The following is a 12,488-nucleotide window of genomic DNA, read 5'->3' as shown; positions in this document are numbered from 1 at the left end:
TTTGGTTGAAAGAGGAGTTCATGGGTGCCCTGCCCGGCAACTAGGCGGACGCCGTCACGGCGGCGGGCGGCACGGCGGCGGGCGGCACGGCGAGGCCGGCGCCGAAGACGTTGTCCGGGTCGTGGGCCGCCTTGACCCGGCGCAGCGCCGCCCAGTTCGCCGCGGTGAACGCCGATGCGGTCCGGGCCGGGTCGGACAGGAAGTTGAGGAAGGCGCTGCCCAGGCCGCACCGGTCCAGCGCGGTCGCGGTGCGCGGCGACGGAACCGTGTCGAGGATGACCGACAGCGGCGCGTCCCGGTGCGCGGCGGCCCCGCGGTCGCGCGCGATGCGCCCACCCCAGTGCCGGATCTCGACCGTGGCGTCCGGCTCGGCCACCAGGGCGGCGACGAGGTCGTCGTCGAGGGAGCGGACCTGGTCGAAGGTGCGGGGAGAGACGCCGCCCATGGCCGCGTCCGGGTAGTCGACGACCCGCATGCCGTCGGCCACGGCGGGCCCGGCGACCCGCCACAGCGGCGCCAGCAGCGCCCGGCCACGGTCGGGGTCACCGGCGTACATGGCCTTGACCACGAGCGAACCGTCGCGGGTCAGCAGCACCGCCGTGCTGAGCTCGTCCGGCACCCGCTCGATCCACCGCCGGTAGTAGGCGAGGGCCTCGGCGGCCCGTTCCCGGCCGAAGGTGACCGCGCCGGCGTACACCGTCGAGACCGGGTGCAGGCGGATGTCCAGGGCGGTGACCACGCCGTACGAGCCACCGCCGCCGCGCAGCGCCCAGAACAGGTCGGGATTGCGGTCGGCGTCGGCGGTCACCAGCCGGCCGTCGGCGGTGACCACCCGGGCCCGCAGCACGCTGTCGGCGGCCAGGCCGTGCCGGCGGGACAGCCAGCCCAGCCCGCCGCCGAGCGTGTAGCCGACCACGCCCACGTCGGGCGCGGAGCCGGAGAGCCCGGCCAGCCCGAACGGCGCGGCCGCCCGCAGCACGTCGCCCCACCGGGCGCCCGGGCCGACCCGGGCGACCCGCCGGACCGGGTCGACCAGGACCGCGGCCATCGCGCCGGTGTGCAGCAGCAGCGCGCCGTCGTGCGCGCGGTGGGTGCCGTGGCCGGTGGCCTGGACGGCGAACGGCAGGTCGTGCCGGCGTGCGGCCAGCACCGCCTGGCGTACGTCGGTGGCGTCGGCGGCCCGGACCACCACGGCGGGGTGCGGGTCGAGGGCCGGGTCGAGGGGCCGGCGGTACGCGTCGTAGCCGTCGTCGCCGGGCAGGAAGATGGGTCCGCTGGTGCGCAGCGTCTGTCGGATGCTCATGCCGGTCAGACCCGCGGCCCTCGGCGGACTCATCGGTGCCGGCGGCGATGAGTTCCGCCCGCCCAGCCGGTCCTATCGGTGTGGCGGCTGCCGGGATCTCCTTCACGGTCGGCGCGGCGGTGGCCCGCGCCGACATCCCCGTCCTCTGCGCCGACCTGGCCGACCTGCTGCGCGGGCGCCCGCCCGGGACCGTCGCGTGCGAGGTGGCCGCCGTGGCGTCGCCCGACCTGGTGACCGTCGAGGCGCTGGCTCGGCTCCGGTTGACCGCCCGCCGGCACGGCTGGCGGTTCGTCGTGCGGGACGCCGGCCCGCCGCTGCTGCGGCTGCTGGCCCTGCTCGGGCTGGCCGAGGTGTTAGCCGAGCCGGGCCGGCAGCCCGAACAGCGGGAAGAGCCGGTCGGTGTCCAGGAAGTTGGTGATCTCGGCGATCCGCCCGCCTGACAGCCGCAGCACGGTCAGCCCCCACGGCTCGTGTCCGACGCCGGTCGCGCTGGGCCGGTACTGCGCGAACGCCGGCATGCCGTTGGCCGCCACCGGCACCAGGCGGGACCCCCGGCAGCCACTGCCGGTGCCGGTCATCCAGGCCAGGATGTCGTCGGCGCCGCGCAGCCACAGCGGCACCGGCGGCATGGACAGGGTCACGTCCTCGTGCAGCAGCGTGGTCAGCGCCGCCAGGTCGTACGCCTCGAAGGCCCGCACGTAGCGGGCGAGCAGCGCCTGCTGCTCGTCGTCCATCGGCTGGTACACGTCCGCGCCGGTGTCGGCGGTCGCGAGGGTGGCGCGGGCCCGTTGCAGGGCGCTGTTGACGCTCGCCACCGAGGTGTCGAGCAGTTCGGCGACCTCCTGGGCCGACCAGGCCAGCACCTCGCGCAGGATCAGCACGGCCCGCTGCCGCGCCGGCAGGTGCTGCAGCGCGGCGACGAACGCCAGCCGGACCGACTCCCGTGCGGCGACCACCTCGGCGGGGTCGCTGCGCTCCGGCAGGATCCGGCCGTCGGGCGCCGGGCCGACCCAGATCTCCTCGGGGCGCGGCTCGCCCGGGTCGGTGGCGCGGCCGGAGCCGGCGGGGCCGAGATCCATCGGCAGGATCCGCCGCTGGGCGCTGCCGAGCATGGTCAGGCAGACGTTGGTCGCGATCCGGTAGAGCCAGGACCGCAGCGCGGCCCGCCCCTCGAACCGGTCGAAGCCGCGCCAGGCCCGGATGAAGGTCTCCTGCACGGCGTCCTCGGCCTCGAAGACCGAGCCCAGCATGCGGTAGCAGTAACCGGTCAGCTCCGACCGGTACGTCTCGAGCTGCGATGCCACGGATTCGCTGGTCGCCACGTCAGCCACGGCACCAATCTAATCGACCCCCCGCCCGACCGGGGGTCACGAAACTCGCCCCGCCGGCACCGATGAGTTCCGGGCGCCCGGCTGGTCAGCACCGGCGTCCGTCCGTACCAGACGACCGGAGGAACCCACCATGACCACGACCGAGCGACCCGCCGGCACCGGGCAGTACGCCGACGTCAACGGCATCCGCCTCTACTACGAGACCCACGGCGCCGGCCGGCCGCTGATCCTGCTGCACGGCGGGCTCGGCGCGGGGGAGATGTTCACGCCGGTCCTGCCCGCCTTCGCCGACCACCACCAGGTCATCCTGGTCGACCTGCAGGGCCACGGCCGCACCGCCGACATCGACCGGCCGCTCGACGTCACCCTGATGGCCGGCGACGTCGCCGCGCTCATCGAACATCTCGGACTGCAGAAGCCGGACGTGGTCGGCTTCTCCCTCGGCGGCGGCGTCGCGCTGCAGGTCGGGATCCGGTACCCGCACCTGGTCGGCCGCCTGGTCGCGGCGTCGGCGCACGTGCGCCGCGACGCGATCCACGCCGAGCTGCTCCAGCAGCAGGGCCAGGTGAACGCGGCCGCCGCCGAATTCATGAAGGACACCCCGATGTACGAGCTCTACCAGCGGGTGGCCCCGCGCCCGGAGGACTTCCCGCGGCTGCTGGACAAGATCGGCGTGGCGATGGCGAAGGACTACGACTACACCGAGCAGGTCCGCGGCCTGCAGGTGCCGACGCTGATCATGGCCGCCGACGCGGACATGGCCCCGCCGAGCCACTACGTCGAGGTGTTCAAGCTGCTCGACGGGGGCCTGCGCGACGGCGGCTGGATGGGGGAGAACCGGCCGAAGGGCGGCCACGCCCTGGCCATCCTGCCCGGCCTGACCCACTACGACATCGCCGACTCGCCGCTGTTCGCCGCGGTCACGCTCGCCTTCCTCGACAAGCAGGACTGAGCCGCCGCCGCACCGCCCGGCGGCCCCCGGGCCGCCGGGCCGGCTCTCCCTCGCCGCGTCCCGCACCGCGCGGCTTCGGCGGCTCGGCACGTCGCCCGGCGCTCATCCGATCCACGGTCGGATCTTCTCGGGATTGAGGACCGCCCAGATGCGCGTGATCCGCTCGCCCACGACGTGGAACGCGTACACCCCCACGGTGGCCCCGTCCCGCTGCGCGACCAGGCCGGGCTGACCGTTGACGGTGCGCTCCAGCAGCGTCACGTCGGCCGCCCGGACGCCCAGACCGGCGAAGAAACGCGCGACCTGCTCGCCGCCCACGACCGGGCGCGGCGCGGCGGTGACCAGGCCGCCACCGTCGCCGGTCGCCGTGACGTCGGGGTCGAGCAGACCGATGAGCGCGCCGATGTCCCCGGCCTCCCAGGCGCGCTTGAAGTCCCGGACGACGGCGGCCTGCCGGGCCGGCGGGAAAGCGGCGTCCGGCGGCCCGCCGCGCAGGCGACGGCGGGCCGAGGAGGCCAGCTGGCGGCACGCCGCCGGGGTGCGCCCGACGATCCCGGCCACCTCGGCGAAGGAGTAGCGGAAGACGTCGTGCAGGACGAACGCGACGCGCTCGGCCGGGGTCATCGCCTCCAGCACCACCAGGAAGGCCATGCTGACCGACTCGTCCAGGGTGACCCGGTCAGCCGGGTCCGCGGTGCCGCCGCTGCTCCACTCGGCCGGCTCGGGCAGCGGCTCCGGGAGCCACTGGCCCACGTACCGCTCGCGCCGGGCCCGCGCCGAGCCCAGCACGTCCAGGCAGACCCGGCTCGCGACCGTGCTGAGCCAGGCGCCGGGGGAGGCGATGGTCGCCCGCTGCGCCTCGGACAGCGCGTACCAGCGGGTGTAGGTCTCCTGAACCGCGTCCTCCGCCTCGGCCAGCGAGCCGAGCAGCCGGTACGCGAGATTGATCAGCTGCCGCCGCTCGCGCACCATCGCGCCCAGGTGCGGATCGGGCCGGCTCTGTTCCGGCTCGGGTCGGGTGGTCATCGCGCCGTCGGCTCCCTTGCTCGCGTTGATCCTCACGGGTCCGACGAGACAGCGCACCGGAGTGTGAGGGCGGGCACGTCGCCTGACACCCCGGGGAGCTGCGTCGTCGGACGACTCGAGGAACACCCGATGCAAGGGAGAAACCGATGAACGACTTCCGGGCCATCGCCGACCGCGTCGAGATCGAGGCGCTGCGCGGCGAGTTCACCGACGCGGCGATGATGCGCGACCGCGCCCGCCTCGCCTCGCTGTTCACCCCGGACGGTGTGCTGCGCATGCCGAACATCCCCGCCGAGCTGGTCGGCCGGGAGGAGATCCGCGTCGGTGGCGAGCGGCTGCAGGCGCAGTGGGACTTCTTCGTGCAGAACAGCCACCCCGGCGTCATCCAACTCGACGGCGACACGGCCACCGGCCGCACCTACATGCACGAGCTGGCCCGCACCCTCGACGGCCGCCAGGGGCAGAACTTCGCCATCTACCACGACCGCTACCAGCGCACCCCGGACGGTTGGCGGTTCACCGAGCGGGTCTACGAGGTCCGCTACCTCGACACCACTCCGCTGGCCGGCTCGGCTCCCCGCCCGGGGGAGGCCGCCCCCGAAGGATCCGCCACCAGCTGACCCCGCGAACCGCCACCCACCCGTTCGACCCAGGAGGAACCATGACCACCTCGGCTCCGGCCACACCTTTCACCGAACCGGCCTCCGCGCAGCGCCTCGAGTCGGCCGCCGCCGCGCTGGCCGCGCACGGCTTCACCGTCGAGATCCTCGACGACGTCGCCGCCGCGCGTGCCCGCGTCCGGGACCTGATCCCCGCGGGCGCCAGCGTCTTCACCGCGGCCAGCGAGACCCTCCGCCGGTCCGGCATCGACCAGGACATCAACGACGGCGGGCGGTACGACGCGGTGCGGCCACGCCTGCTCGCCATGGACCGGGCCACCGCGGCCGACGACATCCGGCGGCTGGCCGCGGGTCCCGACGTCGTCGTGGGCAGCGTCAACGCGGTCACCGAAACCGGCTCCCTGGTGGCCGCCTCGGCCAGCGGAAGCCAACTGCCGGCCTACGCCGGCGGCGCCGGCCGTGCCATCTGGATCGTCGGGGCGCAGAAGGTGGTGCCGGACCTGGCCACCGCGCTGCGCCGCGTCGAGGAACACGCCCTCCCGCTGGAGAGCGCCCGGGCCCAGGTGGCGTACGGGCAGCCGAGCGCCATCAACCGGCTGCTCGTGCTCAACGCCGAACCGCATCCCGGACGCGCCGTCGTGCTGCTGCTACGCGAGGCCGTCGGCTTCTGAGACCAGGTCGCGCCCGCCGGCGGTCACGGGGCCGCCGGCGGCCGACGACGAACGCGGGCGGTCGCCCCGGCGACGCGCCGCCGTCGGTGGAAAGAACTTCCAGGTCCGGATCCTGCGCGGGAGGATTTCTTTCGGTACTGTGCTGCCGTGCCACCCCCTCCGACCGTCGTCAATGCCCCACCTGACGACCGCACCCCCACCGCCGATTCCGTCCGCCCCACCGTCCGGCGTGACTCCTCACGCCGCATCGAGACCGGCCTCGGCTGGCTGCTGCTGCTGCCGTCCGTGGTCGTCTTCGGGCTCTTCGTCTTCTGGCCGCTGGGCCGCACGCTCTACCTGTCCGTGCACGGCAACGACCTGTTCGGCGCCCCGTCGGTCTACGTCGGCGCCGAGCACTACCGGGAGATGCTCTCCGCCGACTTCGGCCGGGTGCTGATGACCACGGGCCTGTTCACCCTCTTCTCCGTGCTGCCGGCCGTGCTGGGCGCGCTGGTCGTGGTGCTGCTGCTGGAGGCCCGGATCCGCGGCGTACGCGTGCTGCGCACCGCGTTCGCGCTGCCGTTCGCCTTCTCCGTGGCGACCGCCTCGGTCATCTTCGCGATCATCTACAACCCGGCGATCGGCGTGGCCAACGGCCTGCTCGGCTCCTTCGGGATCGACCGGGTCAACTGGCTCACCGACCCGTCGATCGCGCTGCCCGCGGTGGCCGCCGCGACGGTGTGGATGAACTTCGGCTACAACGTCCTGGTGCTCTCCGCCGGCGTCGCGGCGATCTCGCCCGAGGTGGTCGAGGCGGCCCGGCTGGACGGCGCGACCGGCTGGCGGCTGGCCTCCCGGATCACCATCCCGCTGCTCTCGCCGCAGCTGTTCTTCCTCATCGTGGTCTCCACCATCCACGCGTTGCAGAGCTTCGGGCAGATCCACATCCTGACCAAGGGCGGCCCGGACCAGGCCACCACCACCCTGGTCTACTCGATCTACGAGAAGGCGTTCGCCTTCGGGTCCTCCGACTTCGGATCAGCCAGCGCGCAGGCCGTGGTGCTGCTGGTCGTCATGCTCGGCTGCACGGCCGTCCAGTTCGGCATCCTCGAGCGGCGGGTCCACTATCGATGAAGAAACTCAGCCTCGGGCAGATCGCCGTCTACGTCGTGCTGGGTCTGGCCGCGATCCCCGTCCTGTTCCCCATCTACTACGGCTTCGTCGGCGCCGTGATGGGCCCCGGTGACCTGGCCACCTACCCGCCCGCGCTGGTGCCGCACGAGCTGCACTGGCAGAACCTCGGCGACGTCTTCCGCTCCGTGCCGCTCGGCCGCTTCTACGTCAACTCCGCCGTCCAGGCCGGGGCCATCACGCTGGCGCAGGTCGTCACCAGCATCCTGGCCGCGTACGCCTTCGCGTTCCTGCGCATGCCGGCGAAGGCGGCGACGTTCGGGTTGTTCCTGGCCACCCTCATGGTGCCCTGGGAAGCCATCATCATCCCCAATTACCTGGCCATCTCCGGCTGGGGCCTGGCCCGGGGCGGCCTGACCTACCTCGGTCTCGTGCTGCCCTTCCTGGCCTCGGCGTTCGGCACCTTCCTGCTGCGTCAGGCCTTCCTGCAGTTCCCCACCGAGCTGCGCGACGCCGCGGTGATCGACGGCTGCGGTCACTGGCGCCTGCTGTGGCGGGTCATCGTGCCGCTGTCCAAGCCGTCGATCGCGGCGGTCGGGGTCTACGTCTTCCTGTCCGCGTGGAACCAGTACTTCTGGCCGTTGATCCTGATCCGCGACTCCAAGTTCCAGACGCTGCAGATCGGCATCTCGCAGCTCAACGACTCCGAGGTGGCCCAGCCGGGCCTCGTCCTCGCCGGCGTCGCGCTGTCCCTGCTGCCCACCCTGGCCGTCGTGCTCTTCGGCCAGCGCTACATCGTCCGCGGCCTCACCGCCGGCGCGCTGCGTTAATTCTCAAAGAGGAGAAACCGTGAGACAACCTAGGCTCCGCCGGAGCATGAGCGCCTTCGTCGCCCTGATCGCCGCCGCCGCGCTGACGGCGTGCGGTGGTTCCGGGTCCGGCACCGACTCCGGCAAGGACGCGCTGGAGGCGCCGGGCGCGGAGGTGCTCGAGAAGGCCACCGACAAGACCACCATCGAGTTCTGGCACGGCATGAAGGGCGCCAACGCCGCGGCGATCGACAAGCTGGTCGCCGACTTCAACGCCCAGAGCGGTGGCAAGGTCGAGGTCAAGCCCGTCTACCAGGGCAACTACGACGAGACGATCGCCAAGTACAAGGCGTCGGTGCAGCAGAAGAACACCCCCGCGCTGGTGCAGATCTACGACATCGGTTCCCGGTTCATGGTCGACTCCAAGCAGACCGTGCCGATGTACAAGTTCATCGACAAGGACAAGTTCAACGCGGGCGACATCGAACCGAACATCGCCAACTACTACTCGATCGACGGCAAGCTCCAGTCGATGCCGTTCAACACCTCCACGCCGCTGCTGTACCTGAACAAGGAGGCGTTCGAGAAGGCCGGCCTCGACCCGATGAAGCCGCCGAAGAACCTGGACGAGATCGGGGAGATGGCGAAGAAGCTGACCGTCAAGGACGCCGGCGGCAAGACCGTCCGGTACGGCTTCGGCGCCGCCATCTACGGCTGGCTGATCGAGCAGTTGATCGCCACCGACGGCAAGGAGTACTGCGACAACGGCAACGGCCGCAAGGGCCTGGCCACCAAGGTGCAGTTCGACCAGGAGACCGGCGTACGCGTCGCGCAGTGGTGGGCGGACCTGGTGAAGGGCGGCTACGCGGCGAACACCGGCCGCAAGACCGACGACGCCCAGGCCGCCTTCAAGGCCGGCACGGTGGCGATGCACCTGGAGTCCACCGGCGCCATGCGCGGCTACATCGACGCGGCCAAGGGCAAGTTCACCGTGCTGACCGCGCCGTACCCGAAGGCGAGCAGCTCGGCGACCGGCGGCCCGATCATCGGCGGCGCGTCGCTGTGGATCGACGGGGTCGGGCACAGCGACAAGGAGAAGCGGGCCGCCTGGGAGTTCGTGAAGTTCGCCTCGAGCCCGCAGCAGCAGGCCAAGTGGCACACCGGCACCGGGTACGTGCCGGTCAACGCCAAGGCGCTCGACGAGCAGATCGACAAGGACTGGGTGGCGCAGTACCCGCAGTTCAAGACCGCCGTGGACCAGCTGCACGCGCTGCCGCCGTCGGTCGCCTCGGCCGGCTGCCTGCTCGGCGTGATGCCGCAGGCCCGCAAGGCGTCCGAGGACGGCCTGGAGGCCGCGATCGTCGGCGGCAAGCCCGCCGACCAGGCCATGAAGGACGCCGCGGCGAGCGTCAAGGGCGCGATCGACAGCTACAACAAGTCGGTCAGCTGACCGCATCTCCCGCGTCGGGTGGGGCCGGCTCCGGACGGAGCCGGCCCCACCCGACCGGCGGTTCCGGCCGGTCGTACCTGGGCAAGCGGCCCGGTGGCCCGGGGTGGGTGGCTTATGGTGGGGCCGGGGTGGCCGTGCCGGCGCGTGCGGGCGCGCGGCGCGCCCCGGTCGGAGCCGCAAGGCCTTCACGTTCCCCCGCCGAGGATGGGCCATGACAGAGCGAACCCCCGCCGTGCCGCCTACGGACGTGCACCACGTGGGCCGTCCCTGAGATGGACTGGGCCGGATGGGGCCTGTTCGGGCTGGTCGCCACCGCCGCGCTCACCGCGGCGTTGATCAGCGCGCAGCTGGCCGGCCTCACCCGCCTCGACTTCCCTCTGGTCCTCGGGACGATCTTCACCGCGGATCCCGACCGGGCCCGGGTCGTCGGATTCTTCCTGCACCTCGCCGCCGGCCAGGGCTTCGCCCTCGGGTACGCGGCCACGTTCACCCTGCTGCACCGGGCCGCCTGGTGGATCGGCGGGCTGCTCGGGCTGCTGCACGTCGGGATCGCGCTGACCGTGCTGCTGCCGCTGCTGCCGGGGGTCCACCCGCGGATGGCCTCGGAGCGGGCGGGCCTGGCCCGCACCGCCGTGCTGGAGCCGCCCGGCCTGCTCGGCCTCAACTACGGCGTGCAGACCCCCACGGTGGCGGTCGCCGTCCACGCCGTCTACGGCATCGTCCTCGGGCTGCTCCTGCGGCCCGGCTGAGCCGCGGTCGCGACATGTCCCGGAGCATCCTCGATGACCGTTGAATCCGGCCCGGCGTCCCGGCGACCCCCCGCGCCCCTGCGCGACTACGGGCTGCTGGGGGACACCCGCACGGCCGCCCTGGTCGCCGCCGACGGCGGGATCGACTGGCTGTGCGTGCCGCGCTTCGACGGTGAGCCGATCTTCGGCCGGCTGGTCGGCGGCCCGGACGCGGGCACGTTCCGGGTCGGCCCGGCCGGGCCCGCCACGGTCGTCGCACGCCGCTACCGCGAACACACCGCCACCCTGGAGACCACCTGGGCGGTCGGCGGCGGCCGGCTGACCCTCGCCGAGGGCATGGTGACCGAGGTCAGTGGCCGCCTGCTGCCGACGACCCTGCTGGTGCGCCGGCTCTCCGCCGAACAGGCAGCGGTCGACGTCGCCGTGGAGTTCGACCCCCGCCTCGGCGTACGGCACGCCCGGCCCCGGGTGCTGCACCGCCGGGCGGGTCTGGTCTGCGCCTGGGGCGCGGTCGCCGTCGCGCTGAACTCCGCCCCCGCGCTCGCCGTCGAGCCCGGCCGGGTCACCGTGACCACGGTCCGGCCCGGCCGGCCGGTCACCCTCGTGCTGTCCGTGGCGCACGGCGAACCGCTGATCCACGTCCCGCCGGACGCCGCCTGGGAGCTGCTGCTCGGCGACGAGCACCGCTGGCGGGACTGGACCGCCGAGATCGACCGGTCGCTGCCGTTCCGCGAGCACGTGGTACGGAGCCTGCTGACCATCCGGCTGCTGACCTACTCGCCCTGCCAGGCGCCGGTGGCCGCACCCACCACGTCACTGCCCGAGGATCCCGGTGGGATCCGGAACTGGGACTACCGCTACGTCTGGCCCCGCGACGCCAGCATCGGCGTCAGCGCCTTCCTCGCCGTCGGCAAGTCCCGCGAGGCCCACGGCTTCCTCGCCTGGCTGCTGCACGCCAGCCGGTTGCAGCGCCCCCGGCTGCCGGCGCTGCTCACCCTGCACGGCCGTCCGGCGCCGGCGGAACGGGACCTGCCCGGCTGGCCCGGCTACCTCGGCAGCGTCCCGGTGCGCGTCGGCAACGGCGCGGCCAACCAGCACCAGCTCGACGGCTACGGCTGGGTGGTCGACGCCGCGTGGGCGTTCGCGCAGTCCGGACACCGCCTCGACCGGGAGACGTGGCGGGCGGTGCGCGGCTTCGCCGACACGGTCGCCCGCTGCTGGCCCGAGCCCGACGCCGGCATCTGGGAGGTCCGCGAACCGGCCCAGCACGTCCACTCCAAGCTCATGGGCTGGCTCGCTCTGGACCGCGCGCTGCGCATCGCCGACACCCACCCGCTGCCGGACCGCCAGCGCCGCCGCTGGCAGACGGCCCGCGACGCCATCGCCGCCGAGGTACGCAGCCGCGGCTTCGACGCCACGGCCGGCTGCTACGTCCGCAGCTACGGCTCCCCGCACCTGGACGCGGCCCTGCTCGTCCTGCCGCTGCTCGACCTGGACGACGCCGACTCGCCCCGGGTGCGCGGCACCGTCGACGCCGTCCGCGAACGGCTGTCGGCCGGCGGCCCGCTGCTCTACCGCTACCCGCCCGGCAGCGACGGCTTCCCCGGCACCGAGGGCGCGTTCCTGCCCTGCTCGTTCTGGCTCGTGCAGGCCCTCGCCCGTACCGGGCGCCGCGCCGAGGCCGTCGAGCTGTTCGAGGCCCTGCTCGGCTACGTCGGCCCGCTCGGCCTCTACCCGGAGGAGGTGGACCCGGCGACGGGGGAGTACCGGGGCAACTATCCCCAGACGTTGACCCACGCGGCGCTGGTGCAGGCCGCCCTCGCCATCCGGGACGCCCCCACTCCACGATCCTGAGCCGGCTCGGACCGGCGGCGACGCTCGGTTCCGTCAAGAGAGCCTCCTGGGCCGAAGCACCAGCGCGCCCCGTGACCAGGGCGGGCCGGCGGTTCTTGAATCAGCCCGAGCCGCATGGGAGGGTCCCCTCATGCGGGAGCAACACGTCGCAGGACCTGCGGCATGAGGGTGCTCCGTGCGCGACGGCACCTCAACGCCAGCGAGTGTCGAGCGATCATCGGGGCGGCGGCGACACTCGCCACGATGTTCAATATCACGTGGAAAGTCGGGGACAACGCACCGGGCCAGAGGCCAGCGGCGCTCGCCGACGGCCTCCGCGCGGCCCGCCGGGACGGCAGCACGTTCCTCATTCCCGAGGAGGCGCAAGGCTGGTTCCACCTGGGCTTCGACATCCCGGATGCCGGATACGCCCTGGCCCTGATCCTCGTGTGGTCGTTCACCGCAGCCGGGACACGGGACGACGGTCTGGCGAACGGGAGCCGCCTGTCCGTCGCGATGTGGCACCTACGCCACCTTCTTCCGCGCTCGGCACACCGCGCGCTCGCCGACATCGAGTACGCCTTCGCGCCGTTCGACCCGCCGGACCACACGGACGCCCGGGTCGGCTGAGCGG

Annotated in this window: 13 protein-coding genes; 10 read left to right on the top strand and 3 right to left on the bottom strand. The window is 73.2% G+C overall.

Annotated features, from left to right (window positions below):
- Window positions 1-40: 40 nt before the first annotated feature.
- A complete protein-coding gene (locus tag AB0I11_RS18675) occupies window positions 41-1,303 on the bottom strand; it encodes an FAD-binding protein (protein WP_357321475.1) in 1,263 nt (420 codons plus the stop codon).
- Between the two features lie 80 nt (window positions 1,304-1,383).
- Between AB0I11_RS18675 and AB0I11_RS18670 the strand changes: the two genes are divergently transcribed.
- A complete protein-coding gene (locus AB0I11_RS18670) occupies window positions 1,384-1,743 on the top strand; it encodes an STAS domain-containing protein (RefSeq protein ID WP_357321472.1) in 360 nt (119 codons plus the stop codon).
- Here the strand turns inward: AB0I11_RS18670 and AB0I11_RS18665 are convergent.
- Window positions 1,657-2,634, bottom strand: coding sequence for a sigma-70 family RNA polymerase sigma factor (locus AB0I11_RS18665; protein WP_357321469.1), 978 nt, complete (start codon window positions 2,632-2,634; stop codon window positions 1,657-1,659). The two genes, AB0I11_RS18670 and AB0I11_RS18665, sit on opposite strands and share 87 nt — an antisense overlap.
- Window positions 2,635-2,764: 130 nt before the next feature.
- On the opposite strand from AB0I11_RS18665, the gene AB0I11_RS18660 reads away from it, so the two are divergent.
- Window positions 2,765-3,586, top strand: coding sequence for an alpha/beta hydrolase (locus AB0I11_RS18660; protein ID WP_357321466.1), 822 nt, complete (start codon window positions 2,765-2,767; stop codon window positions 3,584-3,586).
- A gap of 102 nt (window positions 3,587-3,688) precedes the next feature.
- Here the strand turns inward: AB0I11_RS18660 and sigJ are convergent, their stop codons facing one another.
- Entirely contained in the window at window positions 3,689-4,648 is a 960-nt protein-coding gene (sigJ, locus tag AB0I11_RS18655; RefSeq protein ID WP_357321463.1) for an RNA polymerase sigma factor SigJ, read from the bottom strand.
- Between the two features lie 110 nt (window positions 4,649-4,758).
- On the opposite strand from sigJ, the gene AB0I11_RS18650 reads away from it, so the two are divergent.
- From AB0I11_RS18650 to AB0I11_RS18615, 8 genes are all read left to right on the top strand, one after another.
- Entirely contained in the window at window positions 4,759-5,232 is a 474-nt protein-coding gene (locus tag AB0I11_RS18650; RefSeq protein ID WP_357321460.1) for a nuclear transport factor 2 family protein, read from the top strand.
- A 41-nt stretch (window positions 5,233-5,273) separates the two neighbouring features.
- Window positions 5,274-5,903: an LUD domain-containing protein gene (locus AB0I11_RS18645; RefSeq protein ID WP_357321457.1), complete on the top strand. Its 630-nt coding sequence runs from the start codon at window positions 5,274-5,276 to the stop codon at window positions 5,901-5,903.
- Window positions 5,904-6,050: 147 nt separating this feature from the next.
- A complete protein-coding gene (locus AB0I11_RS18640) occupies window positions 6,051-7,016 on the top strand; it encodes a sugar ABC transporter permease (protein ID WP_357321454.1) in 966 nt (321 codons plus the stop codon).
- Window positions 7,013-7,843, top strand: a complete 831-nt coding sequence (locus AB0I11_RS18635; protein ID WP_357321451.1) for a carbohydrate ABC transporter permease — start codon at window positions 7,013-7,015, stop codon at window positions 7,841-7,843. The genes AB0I11_RS18640 and AB0I11_RS18635 overlap by 4 nt, the downstream gene beginning before the upstream one ends.
- A 46-nt stretch (window positions 7,844-7,889) precedes the next feature.
- Window positions 7,890-9,272, top strand: a complete 1,383-nt coding sequence (locus tag AB0I11_RS18630) for an ABC transporter substrate-binding protein (RefSeq protein WP_357321449.1) — start codon at window positions 7,890-7,892, stop codon at window positions 9,270-9,272.
- A gap of 272 nt (window positions 9,273-9,544) precedes the next feature.
- Window positions 9,545-10,021 (top strand): hypothetical protein, encoded by a 477-nt coding sequence (locus AB0I11_RS18625; RefSeq protein WP_357321446.1) that lies wholly within the window; start codon window positions 9,545-9,547, stop codon window positions 10,019-10,021.
- A 33-nt stretch (window positions 10,022-10,054) separates the two neighbouring features.
- Entirely contained in the window at window positions 10,055-11,875 is a 1,821-nt protein-coding gene (locus AB0I11_RS18620; protein WP_357321444.1) for a glycoside hydrolase family 15 protein, read from the top strand.
- Window positions 11,876-12,118: 243 nt separating this feature from the next.
- Window positions 12,119-12,484 carry a hypothetical protein gene (locus AB0I11_RS18615; RefSeq protein ID WP_357321441.1) on the top strand — a complete coding sequence of 122 codons (366 nt, stop codon included), beginning with the start codon at window positions 12,119-12,121 and terminating at the stop codon, window positions 12,482-12,484.
- Window positions 12,485-12,488: the final 4 nt, after the last annotated feature.

It is taken from the genome of Micromonospora sp. NPDC050495 (genome assembly GCF_040655175.1).
Taxonomy (GTDB): Bacteria; Actinomycetota; Actinomycetes; order Mycobacteriales; family Micromonosporaceae; genus Micromonospora.
The sequence above is the reverse complement of the archived record's forward strand: the minus strand, read 5'-3'. Positions and strand labels throughout refer to the sequence as shown.

Coding starts and splice junctions, on each gene's coding strand:
- AB0I11_RS18675 (WP_357321475.1), bottom strand. CDS start 1,303: ATGAGCATCCGACAGACGCTGCGCACCAGCGGACCCATCTTCCTGCCC.
- AB0I11_RS18660 (WP_357321466.1), top strand. CDS start 2,765: ATGACCACGACCGAGCGACCCGCCGGCACCGGGCAGTACGCCGACGTC.
- AB0I11_RS18650 (WP_357321460.1), top strand. CDS start 4,759: ATGAACGACTTCCGGGCCATCGCCGACCGCGTCGAGATCGAGGCGCTG.
- AB0I11_RS18645 (WP_357321457.1), top strand. CDS start 5,274: ATGACCACCTCGGCTCCGGCCACACCTTTCACCGAACCGGCCTCCGCG.
- AB0I11_RS18635 (WP_357321451.1), top strand. CDS start 7,013: ATGAAGAAACTCAGCCTCGGGCAGATCGCCGTCTACGTCGTGCTGGGT.
- AB0I11_RS18630 (WP_357321449.1), top strand. CDS start 7,890: ATGAGCGCCTTCGTCGCCCTGATCGCCGCCGCCGCGCTGACGGCGTGC.
- AB0I11_RS18625 (WP_357321446.1), top strand. CDS start 9,545: ATGGACTGGGCCGGATGGGGCCTGTTCGGGCTGGTCGCCACCGCCGCG.
- AB0I11_RS18620 (WP_357321444.1), top strand. CDS start 10,055: ATGACCGTTGAATCCGGCCCGGCGTCCCGGCGACCCCCCGCGCCCCTG.
- AB0I11_RS18615 (WP_357321441.1), top strand. CDS start 12,119: ATGTTCAATATCACGTGGAAAGTCGGGGACAACGCACCGGGCCAGAGG.